Origin of the sequence: Priestia sp. FSL P4-0332, assembly GCF_038005845.1 — a bacterium.
GTDB lineage: Bacteria > Bacillota > Bacilli > Bacillales > Bacillaceae_H > Priestia.
This window is the reverse complement of record NZ_JBBOUA010000001.1, coordinates 4,624,436-4,644,550: the sequence shown is the minus strand read 5'-3', so window position 1 is coordinate 4,644,550 and position 20,115 is coordinate 4,624,436. Positions and strand designations below refer to the sequence as shown.

At 38.5% G+C, this 20,115-nt stretch carries 17 protein-coding genes; 16 read left to right on the top strand and 1 reads right to left on the bottom strand.

Annotated features, from left to right (window positions below; translation table 11 throughout):
* Positions 1-79: 79 nt before the first annotated feature.
* The 6 genes from MKY06_RS24330 (at position 80) to MKY06_RS24305 (ending at position 6,786) form a co-directional block, all read left to right on the top strand.
* Positions 80-1,309 carry an NAD(P)-dependent malic enzyme gene (locus MKY06_RS24330; protein ID WP_013059453.1) on the top strand — a complete coding sequence of 410 codons (1,230 nt, stop codon included), beginning with the start codon at positions 80-82 and terminating at the stop codon, positions 1,307-1,309.
* Between the two features lie 79 nt (positions 1,310-1,388).
* Positions 1,389-1,991, top strand: coding sequence for a FadR/GntR family transcriptional regulator (locus tag MKY06_RS24325; RefSeq protein WP_029320009.1), 603 nt, complete (start codon positions 1,389-1,391; stop codon positions 1,989-1,991).
* Positions 1,992-2,221: 230 nt separating this feature from the next.
* The gene (gene accD / locus MKY06_RS24320) at positions 2,222-3,103 is read left to right on the top strand and encodes an acetyl-CoA carboxylase, carboxyltransferase subunit beta (protein ID WP_013059451.1); all 882 of its coding nucleotides are present in this window, start codon (positions 2,222-2,224) and stop codon (positions 3,101-3,103) included.
* On the top strand, positions 3,097-4,074 hold the full coding sequence (accA, locus tag MKY06_RS24315; RefSeq protein WP_013059450.1) for an acetyl-CoA carboxylase carboxyl transferase subunit alpha: 978 nt from the start codon (positions 3,097-3,099) through the stop codon (positions 4,072-4,074). The genes accD and accA overlap by 7 nt, the downstream gene beginning before the upstream one ends.
* 479 nt (positions 4,075-4,553) lie before the next feature.
* Positions 4,554-6,314 (top strand): pyruvate kinase, encoded by a 1,761-nt coding sequence (gene pyk, locus MKY06_RS24310; protein WP_013059449.1) that lies wholly within the window; start codon positions 4,554-4,556, stop codon positions 6,312-6,314.
* Positions 6,315-6,393: 79 nt separating this feature from the next.
* Positions 6,394-6,786, top strand: coding sequence for an FxsA family protein (locus MKY06_RS24305; RefSeq protein WP_035438703.1), 393 nt, complete (start codon positions 6,394-6,396; stop codon positions 6,784-6,786).
* Between the two features lie 39 nt (positions 6,787-6,825).
* On the opposite strand, the gene ytvI is transcribed toward MKY06_RS24305, so the two are convergent.
* Positions 6,826-7,935, bottom strand: a complete 1,110-nt coding sequence (gene ytvI / locus MKY06_RS24300; RefSeq protein WP_013059447.1) for a sporulation integral membrane protein YtvI — start codon at positions 7,933-7,935, stop codon at positions 6,826-6,828.
* Positions 7,936-8,048: 113 nt separating this feature from the next.
* On the opposite strand from ytvI, the gene MKY06_RS24295 reads away from it, so the two are divergent.
* The 10 genes from MKY06_RS24295 (at position 8,049) to ytaF (ending at position 20,095) form a co-directional block, all read left to right on the top strand.
* On the top strand, positions 8,049-8,510 hold the full coding sequence (locus MKY06_RS24295) for a DUF441 domain-containing protein (protein WP_074893738.1): 462 nt from the start codon (positions 8,049-8,051) through the stop codon (positions 8,508-8,510).
* 360 nt (positions 8,511-8,870) lie between these two features.
* Positions 8,871-9,989 (top strand): citrate synthase, encoded by a 1,119-nt coding sequence (gene citZ / locus MKY06_RS24290; protein WP_013059445.1) that lies wholly within the window; start codon positions 8,871-8,873, stop codon positions 9,987-9,989.
* A 75-nt stretch (positions 9,990-10,064) separates the two neighbouring features.
* A complete protein-coding gene (icd, locus tag MKY06_RS24285) occupies positions 10,065-11,357 on the top strand; it encodes an NADP-dependent isocitrate dehydrogenase (RefSeq protein ID WP_255255780.1) in 1,293 nt (430 codons plus the stop codon).
* A gap of 28 nt (positions 11,358-11,385) precedes the next feature.
* Complete coding sequence (gene mdh / locus MKY06_RS24280) at positions 11,386-12,324, top strand: malate dehydrogenase (protein WP_013059443.1); 939 nt, start codon at positions 11,386-11,388, stop codon at positions 12,322-12,324.
* Positions 12,325-12,457: 133 nt separating this feature from the next.
* Positions 12,458-12,934 (top strand): MaoC family dehydratase, encoded by a 477-nt coding sequence (locus MKY06_RS24275; protein WP_029320018.1) that lies wholly within the window; start codon positions 12,458-12,460, stop codon positions 12,932-12,934.
* 178 nt (positions 12,935-13,112) lie between these two features.
* The gene (locus MKY06_RS24270; RefSeq protein ID WP_013085192.1) at positions 13,113-13,829 is read left to right on the top strand and encodes a response regulator transcription factor; all 717 of its coding nucleotides are present in this window, start codon (positions 13,113-13,115) and stop codon (positions 13,827-13,829) included.
* A complete protein-coding gene (gene pnpS / locus MKY06_RS24265) occupies positions 13,822-15,594 on the top strand; it encodes a two-component system histidine kinase PnpS (protein WP_029320020.1) in 1,773 nt (590 codons plus the stop codon). The genes MKY06_RS24270 and pnpS overlap by 8 nt, the downstream gene beginning before the upstream one ends.
* 328 nt (positions 15,595-15,922) lie before the next feature.
* Positions 15,923-18,550 (top strand): DNA polymerase I, encoded by a 2,628-nt coding sequence (gene polA, locus MKY06_RS24260; protein ID WP_029320022.1) that lies wholly within the window; start codon positions 15,923-15,925, stop codon positions 18,548-18,550.
* A gap of 21 nt (positions 18,551-18,571) precedes the next feature.
* The gene (mutM, locus tag MKY06_RS24255; protein ID WP_013059438.1) at positions 18,572-19,405 is read left to right on the top strand and encodes a DNA-formamidopyrimidine glycosylase; all 834 of its coding nucleotides are present in this window, start codon (positions 18,572-18,574) and stop codon (positions 19,403-19,405) included.
* Positions 19,406-19,465: 60 nt separating this feature from the next.
* Positions 19,466-20,095: a sporulation membrane protein YtaF gene (ytaF, locus tag MKY06_RS24250; protein ID WP_028410526.1), complete on the top strand. Its 630-nt coding sequence runs from the start codon at positions 19,466-19,468 to the stop codon at positions 20,093-20,095.
* The last annotated feature ends 20 nt before the right edge of the window (positions 20,096-20,115 follow it).

The following is a 20,115-nucleotide window of genomic DNA, read 5'->3' as shown; positions in this document are numbered from 1 at the left end:
TAACATCATATGAGTGTGGGAAAGAACATGGTTCAGGCGCAGTATTTGTTATCATTTTGTTTATTGGGAGTGAAATTCATTGTCTTTACGTGAAGAAGCATTGCATATGCACCGCATTAACAAAGGTAAACTAGAATCAAAGTCCAAAATTCCTGTTCGAAACGCAGAGGATTTAAGCCTTGCTTATTCCCCTGGTGTAGCAGAACCTTGCAAAGAAATATATGATGATGTAAACAATGTATATGAATATACGATGAAAGGAAATATGGTAGCTGTTGTATCTGATGGCACTGCCGTATTGGGCTTGGGCAATATAGGTCCTGAAGCTGCTCTGCCAGTAATGGAAGGGAAAGCTGTCCTTTTTAAAAGTTTTGCCGGCGTAGATGCATTCCCAATTTGTTTAAACACGACAGATGTGGACAAAATTATAGAAACTGTTAAGTTGCTAGAACCTACTTTTGGAGGCGTTAATTTAGAAGATATTGCGGCTCCTAACTGTTTTGAAATTGAAGAGCGGTTGAAAAAGGAAACAAATATCCCGGTTTTTCATGATGATCAGCATGGGACGGCTATTGTTACGGTAGCGGGCCTTCTTAATGCCCTGAAGTTGACAGGAAGAAAAATGTCACAAATCAAAGTGGTAGCGAATGGAGCAGGAGCTGCTGGCATTGCTATTATTAAATTATTATACAGCTATGGAGTGCGCGATATCATTATGTGTGATTCCAAAGGAACGATTTATGACAAGCGTCCTCACGGCATGAACCGTATAAAAGATGAAGTTGCAGCCTATACAAATCGAAGCAAAGTAGAAGGTACGTTAGCTGATGCGTTAGAAGAAGCGGACGTATTTATTGGAGTTTCGGTTGAAGGAGCACTCACACCGGAGATGATTGGAAAGATGAATCCAGATCCAATCATTTTTGCAATGGCAAATCCGGTGCCTGAAATTATGCCAGAAGAAGCTAAAAAAGCTGGCGCGAAAGTAATCGGCACCGGACGTTCTGATTTTCCTAATCAAGTGAACAATGTCTTAGCGTTTCCGGGGATATTCCGAGGTGCACTAGATGTACGTGCTACTCATATTAATGAAAAAATGAAAATGGCTGCAGTTGAGGCCATTGCTAATTTAATTACGGAAGAGGACTTGAATACAGACTATGTGATTCCAGGTCCATTTGATGCACGAGTGGCTCCGGCAGTAGCCGCCGCTGTTGCAAAAGCAGCTATGGAAACAGGCGTTGCCCGAATAAAAGTAAAGCCAGAAGCCGTAGCTGAAAATACACGTCGCTTAGCGATTATTGAATAAGGTTACATCAACTGTTCTTTGACAGGCATGATGCTTCAAGCATGCCTGTTAAAGTAATGTAAAGTGAGTGGTAGTAAACTTGAAGAATGAACGTTCAAAAGTATATGTAGAAATTCTAAAACAAATTCGCCAGCTAATGGAAGACGATCGTTTAACTACGGGGGATAAAATCCCGTCAGAACGAGAGCTTTCTGAACGGTTAGGCGCAGGACGTTCTTCCGTTCGAGAAGCGCTCAGAGCGTTAGAGCTAATTGGGTTGATTGAAACTAGAAGAGGTGAAGGTACGTTTATTAAAGAAGTAGGGGATCATCAATTTATTGATTTATTAGCTACTTTTTTAGTACAAGACGGTAAAACAAAATCAGATTTAATTCAGACGAGATATATTCTTGAAAAGAGCTGTTTGTATTTTGTTTTAGCGGAACAGGACGAAATCAATGTTTCGAAAGCAATTCAAAAGCAGAATGACGATTGTTTGAAGAACTTGTTTGACTATTTGTTTTCTTTGCAGCCTAATCGGCTATTACACCGAATCTGGCTGATTATTTGCCGCTTTTCTCAAACTTTTCAACAAAACTCAGCGCCAAGCGACACTCTGATAAGTGAATTAGTAGAGGCGTTAGCTAAAAAAGATGAAGCAGCTGTATTAAATCTTCACCATCAGTGCTACAAACAAGTGTGAAAGAAGGAATTTGTCGAAAGAGACATGCCATCTTTCTACACAAAATCAAACAGTCATCTAGTAAAGTAAATAGCAACTAATAAAGTGAAGCGAACAATTCGTCCAATTTTTGTCTATCCGTCACTTGATTTGTATTTGAGGCGGATTTTCACAACTTGTAAATAGTAGTAGAAGAAGAGGAAGAATAAAGGTTCTTATGATAAAGAAAAGAACCAAAAGGAGGTTACACCTTGTTACGAGATTTATTTACAAAAAACACAAAAACTCCAAAAAAACGAAAATATGCTACGATTCCTTCTGAGCATATGAGACAAGATGTACCTGAAGGAATTATGACCAAATGTAAAAAGTGTAAAAAAATAATGTATACGAAAGAGTTAAATAAAAACTTAAAAGTATGCTTAAACTGTGGATATCATCATCAAATGACAGCACCAGAGCGTATCGAAAGCTTAATCGACAGCGGAACGTTTGTTGAATACGACAAAGATATGACGTCAGAAAATCCTCTTGGGTTCCCTGATTATCTTGAAAAGCTCGAAAAAGATCGTGAGAAAACTAATTTGAGTGAAGCGATTGTTACGGGTGAAGGAGATATTGAAGGCATTAAAGTAGTAGTTGCTGTTATGGATTCACACTTCCGTATGGGAAGCATGGGGTCTGTAGTCGGCGAGAAAATTACTCGCGCCATTGAAAAAGCGAAGGAAATGCATGTTCCATTCCTTATTTTCACAGCTTCAGGCGGTGCACGTATGCAAGAAGGTGTTCTGAGCTTGATGCAAATGGCTAAAACTAGCGCAGCTCTTAAAATGTTCAGTGATGAAGGCGGCTTAATCATTTCGATTATGACACATCCTACCACAGGAGGCGTGTCAGCAAGCTTTGCTTCGTTAGGTGATTATAATTTAGCCGAGCCGGGCGCGTTAATTGGCTTTGCTGGAAGACGTATTATTGAACAAACAATTAGAGAAGAGCTTCCAGAAGATTTTCAGACGTCGGAATTTCTGTTGAAGCATGGTCAGCTAGACGGAGTTATTGACCGTCATGATTTAAAAGAAACGTTAACAACTATTTTAGATATACACGTAGCAGGAGGTGACATCGAGTGGTAAGCGAATTAGAATTTGAACGTCCAATTGTTGAGTTGCGAAACAAGATTGCAGAGCTTAAAGAGTTTGCTAAAAATACAGAAGTGGATTTATCTAGCGAAATTGATAAGTTAGAAAATCGCTTAGAAAAAGTAGAAAACGATATTTACAATCATCTAAGCCCATGGAACCGTGTTCAAATTGCTCGTCATCCTGAGCGTCCTACAACACTCGATTATATTTCTCGCTTGTTTACAAACTTTTTAGAGTGTCATGGAGACCGCTTTTATGGAGATGATGAAGCAATCGTAGGAGGAATTGCCAAGTTTAATGGCGTGCCTGTTACCGTGATTGGACATCAGAGAGGTAAAGATACGAAAGAAAATATTCGCCGTAATTTTGGTATGCCTCATCCTGAAGGCTACCGTAAAGCACTGCGTCTAATGAAGCAAGCGGAGAAATTTAACCGCCCAATTATTTGCTTTATTGATACAAAAGGAGCTTATCCAGGGAAAGCGGCAGAAGAGCGCGGACAAAGCGAAGCTATTGCGAAAAATCTTTTCGAAATGGCTGGCTTAACTGTACCTGTTATTTGCATTGTAATTGGAGAAGGAGGAAGCGGAGGAGCTTTGGCATTAGGTTTAGGAAATCACCTTCATATGCTTGAGAACTCGACGTATTCAGTTATTTCTCCAGAAGGAGCGGCAGCCATTCTTTGGAAAGATTCTTCTCTTGCGAAAAAAGCTGCTGAAACGATGAAGATTACAGCACCAGATTTGAAAGAACTGGGTATTGTAGATGAAATGGTTTCAGAGGTAAAAGGCGGAGCTCACCGAGATATCGATGCACAAGCTGGATACATGGAGGGCATTATCAAGAAATCATTAAAAGAGCTGATGAATTTATCAAAAGAAGAGCTAGTGGAAGAGCGTTATTTAAAATACAAAAAAATCGGACAATTTGCAGCTGAAAACGATGCCATTACTATAAAATAAAGAAACGTGCACTCTTGAAAAATAAGGGTGCGCGTTTTTGTGCGCTTTGTATAGCCCTTCTCTATTGTGTTTACAAGTTCTTCGTGGTATTTTATAGACAGCAAAAACCTTTAAGTAAAAGTAGAAAAAGAGTGTTTTTAAAAAATTTCCTATGGTTACTAGCAGCTGTGCGAGCGTTTGTCTTTTCTCTAAAACGTGAGATATATAAGACAAATCAGGCAGCAAGTATTGCTGTATGAATTGCAGGGAATAGTAAAACAAGAAGCAAACGATGAAGAAATTCATCGTTAAAGTGCTGTTTATTTGTTTGCTATTTGATTCAGCGCTACGTAGGTATTTCATAAGTTACACGTAAAGCAAGGTGAACAAGTCAGGGCAACAAAATATTTGTTCATAGCCTGCTAGTACAAGGTTAGTAAAAGAAATAGCTATTTGCCCTATCTAAAGAGTAAATAGTAAATATATAGGAGGAAATTTGAATGCGTAAAACTAAAATTGTATGTACTATTGGACCAGCGAGTGAAAGTGTAGAAAAATTAGTTGAACTAATTAACTCAGGCTTAAACGTTTGTCGTCTAAACTTCTCTCACGGTGACTTTGAAGAGCACGGTGCACGTATTGTTAACATTCGTGAAGCTGCGAAACAAACAGGTAAAACAGTAGGTATCTTACTTGATACAAAAGGACCTGAAATTCGTACAAATACAATGGAAAATGGTGCAATTGAGTTAGAAGAAGGCTCTGAAATCATTGTTTCTATGACAGAAGTAGTGGGAACAACTGAAAAATTCTCAATTACATATCCAGGTCTAATCGATGACGTACACGTAGGATCAAAAATCCTTTTAGATGACGGTTTAATCGGTCTTGAAGTACTAGACATCAATAAAACTGATGGTGAAATCAAAACAAAAGTACTTAACCCTGGTACATTAAAAAATAAAAAAGGTGTAAACGTGCCAAATGTAAGTGTAAACCTTCCTGGTATCACTGAAAAAGATGCAAGCGATATTGTATTCGGTATCGAACAAGGCATTGATTTTATCGCTGCTTCTTTTGTGCGTCGCGCATCTGATGTATTAGAAATTCGTGAACTACTAGAAAAACACAATGCAGCTCACATTCAAATCATCTCAAAAATCGAAAACCAAGAAGGCGTAGATAACATCAAGGAAATTCTTGAAGTTTCAGACGGTTTAATGGTTGCTCGTGGTGACTTAGGAGTAGAAATTCCTGCTGAAGAAGTACCATTAGTACAAAAAGATCTAATCAAACAATGTAATGCGCTTGGCAAACCAGTTATTACAGCTACACAAATGCTTGATTCAATGCAACGCAACCCGCGCCCGACTCGTGCGGAAGCAAGTGACGTTGCCAATGCTATCTTTGATGGTACAGATGCAATTATGTTATCTGGTGAAACAGCTGCAGGTTCTTACCCAGTTGAAGCTGTACAAACAATGCATTCAATCGCTTCTCGTGCTGAGCAAGCTCTAAACTACTCTGAGATTTTACAACAGCGCAGCAAGCAAGTTGGCCCATCTATTACAGATGCAATTGGACAATCTGTTGTACACACAGCGCTTAACTTAAACGCTAGTGCAATCGTAGCGCCAACAGAAAGTGGTTATACAGCGAAAATCGTTTCTAAATATCGTCCGCAATCTCCAATCGTAGCTGTTGCAGCAAACGATTCTGTTGCACGTCGTCTGTCTCTAGTATGGGGTGTTACACCAGTTGTTGGTGAGCGCGTAAATACAATTGACGATATGTTAGATCACGCTGTAAATGACGCAGTGAAAACAGGCGTTGTAGCACACGGCGACTTAGTGGTTATTACAGCTGGTGTTCCAGTTGGAGAATCAGGTGCAACGAACTTAATGAAAGTTCAAGTTGTAGGTGACGTTCTTGCTAAAGGACAAGGAATTGGTCGTAAAGCAGCAGTTGGTAAAGTAGTTATTGCTAAAACTGCTGAAGAAGCAAATGCAAAAATGACTGAAGGTGCTATCCTTGTTACAAACAGCACAGATCGCGATATGATCAGTGCAATCGAAAAAGCTGGAGCTCTTATTACAGAAGAAGGCGGTCTAACAAGCCATGCAGCTGTAGTAGGGTTAAACTTAAGCATTCCTGTCATTGTAGGCGTAGAAAACGCAACAAGCGTATTCTCAGAAGATCAAGATATTACAGTTGATGCTTCACGTGGTGTCGTATACAACGGACACGCAAGCGTACTGTAAGAACACGTAGATGATAGAAAAAAGAGAAGGGTAATCCTTCTCTTTTTGTTTAGGCAATTCAATAAGCGAAGAGGTGATGATGGTGAGGAAGCTTCTTCCGCTCCTTCTTATTGTACCTGCTGTTGAGGTAATGATTTTGATTTATTCAAGTCATCTCATTGGTGTAATGTCAACATTTTTACTGATTATTGCTACCAGTTTTATGGGTGCGTTTCTAGCGAAAAAACAAGGAACATCTCTTTTTCAAAAGGCACAGCGTCAGATGAGCCAGGGACATGTTCCAAGCGGTGAAATCCTTGATGGTATGTGTGTACTATTTGGCGGACTGTTTCTGCTGTTTCCAGGCTTCTTGACAGATGTTGTAGGCTTTATCTTTTTACTGCCGTTTACACGCAGAATCGTTAAGCCTTTTCTTTTAACGTGGCTAAGAAGATTTTTTCAAGGACGTAATCGAATGACGATTATTCGTTAACTAGAAAGTGTGTGAAAGAAGCTTCTTTCACACACTTTTTCATTTTCCTATAATAAATTGCCACGTTTCTTTAAAAACCCCCGTTGTATGAAGTGTTTTTAGAATAACAAGAATAACAGGGCCAACTATTAATCCGAAAAATCCAATCAATTGATATCCTACAAATAAAGCAATTAATGTAGCGAGAGGATCAAGACCAATGCTTGATGACAAAATTTTTGGTTCCATAATTTGTCGCTGCACAAGTACTACAGCATATAGTACCGAAAGCCCTACAGCAAATGACACGTTATCTGTGGCAAAGGCATAAATCATCCAAGGAACAAAAACCAGTCCTGTTCCGAGGTAAGGAAGAATATCTACTAAGCCAATCAATAAAGCGACTGTAATAGCATAATCAACCCTAAGAACAAGTAAACCAAAAAGAACGATGATTGTGGTAATCGAAATAAGCGTAAGCTGAGCTTTAATAAAACCAAACAGTGCATTTTTAAGCTCCACAACAACTGTCTGTCCATTTTCCCTTACTTTTTTAGGAATAAACACGCTGCTTTTAGCCATCAGCTTGTACCAATCTTTACTAATAAAAAAAGTAGCCAGTAATGAAAAAATAATCACAGTAGCTGCATTAGGCAATACGGATAAAAGTACTGGGATGCTTTGCAATACATTTTGCAAAAAATCGCCCACCGTTTGAGCGATATGGTTGCCTACCCCTTTAATGTTCGATAAAATAGTTGCTTGCTGACCGGTATTTAAGTTATTAAACATAGAAGTAATGCGTTCATAAAACGGAAGTATTTGTTCTGTAGCAATATTTTCAATAAATATGACCACTTCTTTGAAATTTGTGGGAACAACTTTCGCTAAATACGTACTTCCTGCAATGATTTCTGTGATAAGTAACGTAATAAGTCCGGCTAAAAGAGAGAAGATAAGAACCATTGACAGTAAAACAGCTAAGTAGCGGGGTAAGCGCAGCTTCAATTCAAATAGATTAACCATAGGATTTATAAAAAAAGCGATGCAGCAGGCGATAATAAATGGATATATGAGAGAAGAGACATAATAACTAAGAAATATAGATGCTGCAATAATTGTCAACACACAAGCTAAGCGAAATAGTCGATGTAAATGAAGCTTGTACACAATAAATAGAGGCCTCCTTGTAAACGATAGTCAACAAAAGAAAAAGCTACTCATAAAATATTTACGTAATACGCTTTAGATTTATCACAATAAAAAAAGAAAGGATGAGTAAAATGTTCTCACAACCCATGCTTTTTTTAGCTGTTTTACTCGTAATTGGATTAGTGGCTAAAAATCAATCATTAATCATTGCAGTTGCATTTTTACTTATTTTAAAATTAATCGGGTTAGACGGTAAGGTTTTTCCGTTTCTACAATCAAAAGGAATTAATATTGGAGTAACGGTTATTACAATTGCCGTTCTTGTGCCAATTGCAACAGGAGACATAGGATTCAAACAATTAGGAGAGGCCGTGAAATCTTCTTATGCCTGGATTGCTCTAGGAGCCGGAATTTCTGTGGCAATTATTGCCAAATATGGACTTACACTCTTGGAAGATGATCCGCATATTACGACCGCTTTAGTTTTTGGCACAATTCTTGCTGTGGCGCTGTTTCAAGGGGTAGCAGTAGGTCCGTTAATCGGTGCTGGAATCGCTTATTTATTTATGAAATTAACTGAACTTTTTTCGTAGAAATTTTTGTATAATAATAATTTTTTTGAAATTTCTTCTCTCTTTTGATTCACAAAAGTCAGATAATTGTTTATAATATATTTTGAGGCCGCATCTTTTTACATACAATTGTATGTTTTACCTATAGGGCTGTAACAAAGCAATGACACATGCAGATGTTTTGATTTTGTGTGTTATTGAAACAAATGGAAATGTAAGCATTTTCTTTGCGTGGGGTGAAGAAATGTTCTTCCAAGATATATATTCAAAAGAGGCGCTTCGTATATCATTTAATGTCTAGTTGAGCAGAGGCTCAATTTTGTTTTTCACGTTTTACACAGAAAGGTATGGGGAATTTTTTCTGTAAAGGAGTGGAGATTTATGACAGCAACTCGAGGTCTAGAAGGGGTAGTCGCTACAACGTCAGCAGTAAGTTCAATTATTGATGACACTTTAACATATCAAGGCTACAATATTGATGATTTAGCGAATTATGCAACATTTGAAGAAGTGGTGTATTTACTATGGCACGGAAAATTACCTAACAAAGAAGAATTATCTGTGTTTTCTAGATTACTAGCAGAAAACGCTAAATTACCCCAAGAAGTCTTAGAGCATTTCAAAACTTATCCAATTAAAGATGTTCATCCAATGGCAGCTTTAAGAACAGTCGTATCACTATTGGGGTTGTACGATCCTGAAGCTGATTTAATGGATGAAGAAGCAAATTATCGCAAAGCTGTTCGTTTGCAAGCACAATTACCAACGGTGGTAACGGCTTTTTCAAGAGTCCGTAACGGATTAGAGCCAATTGAACCAAACGAAAACTATAGCATTGCCGCTAACTTTTTATATATGTTAACCGGCGAAGAGCCAACTGATATCCAAGTAGAGGCATTTGATAAAGCACTTGTCTTACACGCTGACCATGAGCTAAATGCTTCAACTTTTACAGCTCGTGTCTGTGTGGCAACGTTATCCGATATTTATTCAGGAATTACAGCCGCTATTGGAGCGTTAAAGGGTCCTCTTCACGGGGGAGCGAATGAAGCTGTTATGAAAATGTTGTCTGACATTCAAACAGTTGAAAACGCGGAACCTTATATTCGCGAAAAGCTCGCGAAAAAAGAAAAGATTATGGGATTTGGACATCGTGTGTATCAGCAGGGTGATCCTCGTGCCAAGCACTTGAAAGAAATGTCTGAAAAACTTACCAAACAAGCAGGAGATACAACGCTATACGATATGTCAGTGAAAATTGAAGAGATCGTAACAGGCGAGAAAAAGCTTCCGCCAAACGTTGATTTCTATTCAGCTTCTGTATACCACAGCTTAGGGATTGATCACGATCTATTTACTCCGATCTTTGCCGTAAGCCGCGTATCAGGATGGATTGCTCACATTTTAGAGCAGTATTCAAACAATCGTTTGATTCGTCCAAGAGCTGATTATATCGGTCCTGGAAAACAAACGTACATTCCGCTTGAAGAGCGCAGCTAAACAATGTGACGAAGGTGCTCACGTTCGTTGAGCACTTTTCCATAAGTGAAAGTAGACAAATTTTTTAAGGAGGTCATTCTCATGACAAAAGGTGAACAAATTTCTGTAGCAAACGGCGTATTAAACGTACCAAATAACCCAATCATTCCATTTATCGAAGGTGACGGAATTGGTCCGGATATCTGGGCAGCAGCTTCTCGCGTATTAGAAGCAGCGGTTGCAAAAGCATACAATGGTGAAAAAGAAATCGTTTGGAAAGAAGTATTAGCAGGTGAAAAAGCATTTAATCAAACTGGCGAATGGTTACCGGAAGAAACGTTAGATGCAATTCGCGAATACATAATTGCAATCAAAGGACCATTAACAACACCAGTAGGCGGTGGAATTCGTTCTCTAAACGTGGCATTGCGTCAAGAATTAGACTTATTCACATGCTTACGTCCTGTTCGCTACTTTGATGGCGTACCTTCTCCAATTAAGCGCCCTGAAGATACAGATATGGTTATCTTCCGGGAAAATACTGAAGATATTTATGCTGGTATTGAATATGCGAAGGGTTCTGAAGAAGTACAAAAGCTTGTTTCATTCCTACAAACGGAATTAGGCGTAAATAAAATCCGTTTCCCTGAAACTTCTGGATTAGGTATTAAGCCTATTTCTTCTGAAGGAACAGAGCGTCTTGTGCGTGCAGCAATCAACTATGCAATTGAACAAGGCCGCAAGTCTGTTACGCTTGTACACAAAGGTAACATTATGAAATATACAGAAGGCGCATTTAAAAATTGGGGCTATGAGCTAGCTGAAAAAGAATTCGGCGATAAAGTATTTACTTGGGCTCAATATGACCGCATCGTTGAAAAAGAAGGTGCACAGGCTGCAAACAAAGCTCAAGCAGAAGCGGAAGCAGCAGGAAAAATTATTGTAAAAGATTCAATTGCAGATATCTTCTTACAACAAATTTTAACTCGTCCACGTGAATTCGATGTAGTAGCAACAATGAATTTAAATGGAGATTACATTTCAGATGCATTAGCAGCACAAGTTGGTGGTATCGGAATTGCTCCAGGGGCAAATATCAACTACGAAACTGGACATGCTATCTTTGAAGCAACTCACGGTACAGCACCTAAATATGCTGGTTTAGATAAAGTAAACCCATCTTCTGTATTATTATCAGGTGTGTTAATGCTTGAACACCTTGGCTGGAATGAAGCAGCGGATTTAATCATGAAATCAATGGAAAAAACAATTGCTTCAAAAGTAGTAACATATGATTTCGCACGTTTAATGGACGGCGCAACAGAAGTGAAGTGTTCAGAGTTTGCTGATGAATTAATTAGCAATCTAGGAAAACAAGTAACAGTTTAATAGCTATTCATTTAGGGGAGGAATTATAATGGCAAATATGCGTAAAAAAGTATCTGTTATCGGAGCGGGCTTTACAGGAGCTACAACTGCTTTTTTAATTGGTCAAAAAGAATTAGCTGATGTTGTATTAGTTGATATTCCGCAATTAGAAAATCCAGCTAAAGGTAAAGCGCTGGATATGTTAGAAGCAAGTCCTGTACAAGGCTTTGACGCTAACATTACAGGAACAGCCAACTACGAAGACACAGCTGATTCTGACATTGTCATTATTACAGCTGGTATCGCGCGCAAGCCAGGTATGAGTCGCGATGATTTAGTAACAACGAACCAAAAAATCATGAAGTCTGTTACTCAAGAAGTTGTTAAATACTCGCCAAACTGTCACATCATCGTGTTGACAAACCCGGTAGATGCTATGACGTATACAGTATTTAAAGAATCTGGTTTTCCTAAAAACCGCGTAATCGGTCAATCAGGCGTATTAGATTCTGCACGTTTCCGTACGTTCGTAGCGCAGGAGTTAAACATTTCAGTAAAAGATATCACAGGTTTTGTACTTGGTGGACATGGCGACGATATGGTACCTCTTGTACGCTACTCATATGCTGGCGGTATTCCTCTTGAAACGCTTATTCCAAAAGCGCGTCTTGAAGCAATTGTTGAAAGAACACGCAAAGGCGGCGGCGAGATCGTTAACTTATTAGGTAACGGAAGTGCATACTACGCGCCTGCTGCTTCCTTAGTGGAAATGACAGAAGCGATCTTAAAAGATCAGCGTCGTATTTTACCAGCGATTGCTTACCTAGAGGGTGAATATGGTTATAACGGCATCTACTTAGGTGTTCCAACCGTATTAGGAGCTGCAGGAATTGAGCAGGTAATTGAATTAGAACTGACTGATTCTGAAAAAGCTGCGTTAGATCAATCAGCAAAATCAGTTAAAACTGTCATGGGTGTATTAGCTTAATACAATAAAATAGGTTTGAGTATAGGTTTTTATCAATATTCAAACAATAGTCACAAGGAAAATTCGAGGGAAACCTCGAATTTTTCTTGTATATAAAGAAAAGCTATTACTTTATACAAAAGGTGGAATGATGATGGTATTAGGTAAAAAACAAAAAATAGGCCGAAGTATTGAAGATATAAAAGTTGGAGAAAAATTAACGCTAACGGAACGAATTGAAGATAAGGATATCTTATTGTACTTAGGGCTGACAAATGATTCTAACCCTTTATACATTCAGCATGATTACGCATCTCAGACCCCTTTTAAAAAACCTATTGTGCCAAGTATTATGATTACCGGTATTATGACAGCAGCCATTTCAAAGTATTTGCCCGGACCTGGAAGCCACGTTGCAGAACATACGGTAGCCTTCCCCAAAAAGATTCATCATTATAGCACGATTGAATTTTTATTTGAAGTGACAGAGGTAGATGTTTCTTCTAGAACTGTTACGGTTGAGGTGGAAGCGGTCAATGAGCAAAAAGAGAAAGTAGTAACGGCGCGGTTTCTTGTGTATCCGCCGTTTAGACTTCCATCAGTAGAGACACACGACTTTGAAAATTTTTAAAACGCCTTAAATATTTATAAATATAGAAGAAACTGTTTGATCATATTTTCTGAAAATGTTGAAATGTATTGGAGAACGAGGCTAAAACATTGTATGATAAGAGAAGATAAATAGAAAATAATATCATTTGGATGAAGCTGCGGTTTAATTTAACTAGATGGAGGCTTATATCGTTAATATGAGTAAGAAATTATTAGTCGTAGATGATGAACAATCAATTTCAACATTATTACAATATAATTTACAACAAGCTGGCTTTACAGTAGAAACAGCTGAAGACGGGGAAGAAGGATACAACAAGGCACTAGAAGGAAAACCGGATTTAATTGTGTTAGACTTGATGCTTCCTAAGATGGATGGAATTGAAGTTTGTAAAAAGCTTCGTCAGCAAAAAGTGATGACGCCTATTTTAATGTTAACTGCAAAAGACGATGAGTTCGACAAAGTATTAGGGCTAGAGCTTGGCGCAGATGACTACATGACGAAACCATTTAGCCCTCGAGAAGTAGTAGCACGTGTAAAAGCCATTTTACGCAGAACACAAATCATTGCTCAGGAAAATGAACAAGAGGAAGATGGCGAGCGCATCATGATCGGTGATTTAAAAATTCTTCCAGATCATTATGAGGCCTACTTTAATCAAGAGCAGCTTGAGCTTACTCCAAAAGAATTTGAGTTGTTATTATATTTGGCAAAATACAAAGGACGGGTATTAACTCGTGATCAGCTGCTAAGTGCAGTGTGGAATTATGATTTTGCCGGAGATACGCGAATTGTAGATGTGCACATCAGCCATTTGCGTGAGAAAATTGAACACAATACGCGAAAACCTGTTTATATAAAAACGATTAGAGGATTAGGATATAAGCTGGAGGAACCAAAGGTAGATGAATAAATTTCGTTCAAGGCTACTTTTGGCTCTATTAGTACTTATTATTATTGTATTAGTAGGTCTTGGCCTGCTGCTGGGACAGTTGTTTAAAAACTTTTATTTTCAGACGTTTCAAGAGCGAATGGAAAAAGAGGCAAAGCTTGTAGAAATGTACATTAGCGAAGAAGGTATCACAAGTCCTGCTTTAAAATCTAAAGTTGATCAAATCAGCCATTCGTTAAGTGTAAGAACGACTATCGTTCAAAAAGACGGAAAAATATTAGTTGACTCAAATCCAGGCAGCAAGCAGCAAAGAATCGAAAAAAGTATCGTAATCCAACAAGTATTAAAAAAGCAGTTAAACAGTAAAAAAAGCTTTGATCAAATTAAAGAAGATTATGACTTATATTACTATGGTATCCCGCTGATTATAGAAGGTAAGCAAGAGGGATTTGTTGTGCTAAGTACATCGTTTGATTCATTAAAACAAGTAAATCAGCAAATTTGGGGCCTTCTTATTGGAAGCTTAGGTCTAGCTTTGATTGTGATTTTACTCTTAGGTGTAAAGATTATGGGACGCTATACCCGTCCTATTGAATCGGCAACTAAGGTGGCTATGGAACTTGCAAAAGGGAATTATAAAGCTCGTACATATGAAGATTATGTAGATGAAACAGGGATGCTGAGTCAGTCTATTAACGCACTTGCTCGTAATCTGCAAGAGTCTATCACTAATCAAGAAATGCAGCAGGACAGGCTGCGCACGCTAATTGAAAATATGGGAAGCGGCATGCTTCTTATCGATAGTCGAGGCTATATAAACTTAGTGAATCGAGCTTATAAAGAGCAGTTTCATATACATCCGGATGACTTCCTTTATCATTTGTATTACGAGGTATTTGAGCATAAAGAAATCATTAAGCTTGTGGAAAAAATATTTATGACGGAAGTAAAGGTTCGAAAACAAGTGGTTCTGCCTTTAAATATTGAACGAAGATATTTTGATGTTTATGGAGCGCCGATTATTGGCTTAAATGATGAATGGAAAGGGATTGTGCTTGTTTTCCATGATATTACCGAGCTAAAAAAACTAGAACAAGTTCGCCGTGACTTTGTAGCGAATGTGTCTCATGAACTAAAAACTCCTATTACGTCTATAAAAGGGTTTAGTGAGACATTGTTAGACGGTGCCATGGAAGATCCACAGCTGCGCCAGCAGTTTCTATCTATCATTTTAACGGAAAGTCAGCGCATGGAGAGCTTGATTCAAGATCTTTTAGATTTGTCTAAAGTTGAACAGCAAGGCTTTAAACTAAGCATTCATTCAGTAGATTTGAATACGCTTCTTTACGAAGTGACGACAGTGCTATCAAACCGAGCAACTGAAAAAGAAATCACGCTAACGTTAGATACGCTTCCTGAAGAAGCGTGGATTGATGGTGACAGTCAGCGCCTTATGCAAGTGTTTGTTAACTTAATCGGCAATGCGCTCATGTATACAATGCCTGGAGGAACTGTTCACGTTTCGCTTGAAGAGGAAGAAGAAACGATTACGGTTCATGTTCAAGATACAGGTATCGGTATTGATTCTGATGAAATTTCACGTATTTTTGAGCGCTTTTACCGAGTAGATAAGGCAAGAAGCCGTAATTCCGGAGGAACAGGTCTTGGATTAGCAATTGTTAAACATCTTGTTGAAGCTCATAAAGGGGAAATTGAAGTGGAAAGTGAAGTCAATAAAGGGACAACTTTTTCAGTGAAGCTGCACAAGTATTTGCCGCAGATGTAAAATGTTTACGTTCCTTTTACAATTTATTTAATGTAGCTTAATAATTAATTGATACAATTTTTCATGGAAACCCCTTCATCCAAGGAGCCAATGTGTAAGGCGAAAATAGCTTTAACCGTGCTATTTTCGCCGATTCTTTTTGACAATTTCTATCCATTCACATGTTACACCGCCTAAAATAACTAGGCGGTGTTTTTATTTTATGATGTACAGATCTTATCACCACATGAAAATAAAACGTTGAACTCAAGATTACTTTTTGTCCTTAAAGCTTATTGTTTGTTAAAATAAAGGTAAGATAAGAAGAGAGCGAAATGGAGGAACATGAATGACACAAAAACTAGTATTAATTGACGGGAATAGTATTGCCTACCGTGCATTTTTTGCTTTGCCGCTTTTAAACAATGATAAAGGAATACATACAAATGCTATATATGGCTTTACTACAATGCTGACACGTATCTTAGAGGAAGAGAAGCCGACGCATTTACTTGTGGCATTTGATGCAGGGAAAACAACGTTTCGCCACAAAACATTTACAGAATACAAAGGAGGCAGACAAAAGACGCCTCCTGAACTTTCAGAGCAGTTTCCCTTTATTCGTGAGTTATTAGATGCATATGGGATTAAGCGCTATGAACTGCCTGATTATGAAGCAGATGATATTATCGGTACGCTTTCAAAACAAGCTGAAAAAAAAGGAATGGACGTAAAAGTCATTTCCGGGGATAAAGATTTACTTCAGCTTGTGTCAGAACATGTAACCGTAGATATTACGAGAAAAGGAATTACGGATGTCGATTCCTATACGCCTGCAGCCATTGATGAAAAGTATGGTATTACGGCTGCACAAATTATTGATATGAAGGGCCTTATGGGGGACAGCTCGGATAATATCCCAGGCGTGCCCGGAGTCGGCGAAAAAACAGCCTTAAAGCTATTAAAAGAGTTCGAAACGGTTGAAAATGTATTGAAATCTATCGATCAAGTCAGCGGTAAAAAATTAAAAGAAAAGCTAGAAGATAATCGTGAATCAGCCATCATGAGTAAAAAGCTTGCAACTATTTATTGCGAAGCGCCTCTGGAAGTATCTGTAGAAGATGCAAAGTATGACGGGTTTGAATCTTCAAAGGTCATCTCATTGTTTAAAGAGCTTGGGTTTAATTCTCTGCTTGCTAAATTTGGTGAATCAGCAGAAGAGGAAGCAGATTTTGAAGAACTGACGTTTGAAATAGCGCAGGAAGTTCACGATGATATGTTAACAAGCGAAGCAGCTCTGATCGTAGAAGGGTATGAAGAAAACTACCATCACAATCAGCTGCTCGGTTTTGGAATCAGCAACAAGAATGGCCACTATTTTATTGATAAAGATACAGCTCTTTCATCTTCTAAATTTAAAGCATGGTTAGAAGATGGACGTGTAAAAAAGACGGTGTTTAATGGAAAACGTACGATTGTATCGTTAAAATGGGCGGGGCATGAAATTAAAGGAATTGAACATGATGTAATGATTGCTTCTTACATCTTGAATCCTGCTGAGGCAAATGATGACCTAGCAACAATTGCAAAATTAAAAGGATACCATCAAGTGCAATCAGATGAAGCTGTGTATGGAAAAGGAGCTAAGCGAAGCATTGCGGAAGCTGCTCAGCTAGCTGAGCATGTTATAAGAAAAGCAGCCGCCGTAGCTTATTTAAAAGAAGTGTTAGAAAAAGAATTGGTTGAAAATGAACAGTTTGAGCTGTTTGAGAAGCTTGAAATGCCTCTTGCCATTGTCCTTGCTGATATGGAATATCAAGGGGTGAAAATTGACCGCGCGCGTTTGGATGAAATGGGCGAAGATCTTCGAGAGCAGCTTGAAAAAATTGAAGCGAAAATCTACGAATACGCTGGACAAGAATTCAATATTAATTCGCCAAAGCAGCTAGGAGTTGTTCTTTTTGAAAAAATGCAGCTTCCAGTCATAAAGAAAACAAAAACAGGCTATTCCACATCAGCCGATGTATTAGAGCAATTAGCTAGTACCCATGATATTATCCCAGAGATTTTACAATACCGTCAGCTAGGAAAATTACAGTCTACGTATATTGAAGGATTAAAAAAGGTTATTCATGAAAGCGATGGAAAAGTTCATACCCGCTTTAATCAAACGTTAACTCAAACGGGGAGGTTAAGCTCAGTAGATCCTAACTTGCAAAACATCCCGATTCGTCTTGAAGAAGGTAAAAAAATAAGAGGTGCGTTTGTGCCTTCACAGCCTGATTGGTTAATATTTGCGGCGGATTATTCACAAATTGAGCTGCGCGTACTGGCTCATATTGCAGATGATGAAAAGCTAATCGATGCGTTTAAGCATGACTTAGATATTCATACGAAAACAGCGATGGATGTGTTCCACGTCGAAAGAGAAGAAGTAACGTCGAATATGCGCCGCCAGGCTAAAGCAGTTAACTTTGGAATCGTCTATGGCATCAGTGATTACGGTTTATCGCAAAGTTTAGGAATTACAAGAAAAGCAGCGGCTACTTTTATTGAACGCTATTTAAAAAGCTTCCCTGGTGTACAGGAGTATATGGATACGATTGTACGTGATGCAAAAGAAAAGGGATATGTAACAACGCTCTTGCACCGCCGACGTTACTTGCCTGAAATCACGAGCCGAAACTTTAACCTCCGCAGCTTTGCTGAGCGTACGGCTATGAATACGCCTATCCAAGGGACGGCAGCTGATATTATTAAAAAAGCAATGATTGAAATGGATAAGCGCTTAAAAGATGAAAATCTTCAGGCTAAGCTGCTGCTTCAAGTACACGATGAGCTGATTTTTGAAGCCCCAGAAGAAGAAATTAAAATTTTAGAGAAAATCGTACCAGAAGTAATGGAGAACGCTTTAGAGCTAGAAGTTCCGTTGAAAGTAGATTATTCTTACGGAAAGACTTGGTACGAAGCAAAGTAGTGGAAAAAGGATGTGACAAACGTGCCAGAATTACCAGAAGTTGAAACCGTCAGACGTACGTTAATTGAATTAGCCAGTGGAAAGACCATTGAGCGTGTAACAGTTAAATGGCCTAATATTATCAAACGTCCTGAACAAGTTGAACAGTTTTGTGATGCGCTTGTTGGACAAACCATTCGAGATGTTGAACGCAGAGGTAAGTTTTTGAAAATTGTGCTCGATGATTATACGATGGTTTCTCATTTGCGTATGGAAGGGAAATATGCTCTCCATGAGAATGCAGAAGAACCAGATAAGCATGTACACGTCTTTTTTCACTTCACGGATGGAACGGAATTGCGATACCGAGATGTAAGGAAGTTTGGTACTATGCACTTATTTAAAAAGGGAGAGGAAGATCTGTTTCCTCCTCTTATTGGCCTTGGACCTGAACCGTTTGACGAAACATTTAATCCTAGTCAATTAAAAATGAGAATCGGCAAAACCTCTCGAAAAATCAAGCCGGTTTTACTCGATCAAAATGTCGTGGTTGGGCTTGGAAATATTTATGTAGATGAAGCACTGTTTCGCGCAGGGATTCATCCTGAACGAGTGGCCAGCCAATTAACAGACGAAGAGTATGAAAAATTGTACGAAGAAATTGTAGCGACTCTTCAAGAAGCTGTGAAGCAAGGAGGCAGCACAATTCGCACGTATGTAAACACACAGGGACAAATAGGCATGTTTCAGCAGCAGCTTTATGTGTACGGAAGAAAAGGCGAATCCTGTAAAATGTGCGGTACTCCAATTGAAAAATTTGTTGTAGGCGGTAGAGGAACACATATCTGCCCAAATTGTCAGCCGGCTAAAAAATAACAATGGATGGGCTCCTTTCATATACTACGTATAGACAGAAAGGAAAGGAGTCCTCTCATCATGATAACATTTTCTTTACTTATTCTTGCTTTTGCCGTAAGTCTTGACAGCTTTAGCGTTGGCCTGACATACGGACTTCGAAAGGTGAAAATCCCGCTGAAATCCATTTTTATTATTTCATGTTGCTCAGCATTTTCTTTAATGTTTTCTATGTTTTTAGGAAAAGTACTTACGCATCTATTTTCAGTGGATGTACTAAATAAAGTAGGCGGAGGTATTCTTGTTCTGCTTGGGATGTGGATTTTATACCAGTTTTTTTGTCCGGCAGATTCATCTCGAGTGAAAGAAGAAAAAACATTAGTGAAAATTGAAATTAAGTCAATTGGCCTAGTCATCAACGTATTGAAAAAGCCAATTGCAGCAGATTTAGATAATTCAGGTTCCATCAATGGAATTGAAGCATTTATACTTGGAATTGCATTATCTCTGGATGCATTTGGAGCAGGGTTTGGAGCGGCTTTATTAGGTTATTCGCCGTATGCTCTAGCAATTGCTGTAGCTCTTATGAGTTCTCTTTTTTTAAGTGCGGGCATACAGTTTGGCAAGGTTTTTTCACGTTTATCATGGATGAAAATGTTCTCGTTTGTACCAGGAGTTCTGCTCATTATTTTAGGTATTTTTAGATTTTAAATAAAGGGATAAAGGAGAGA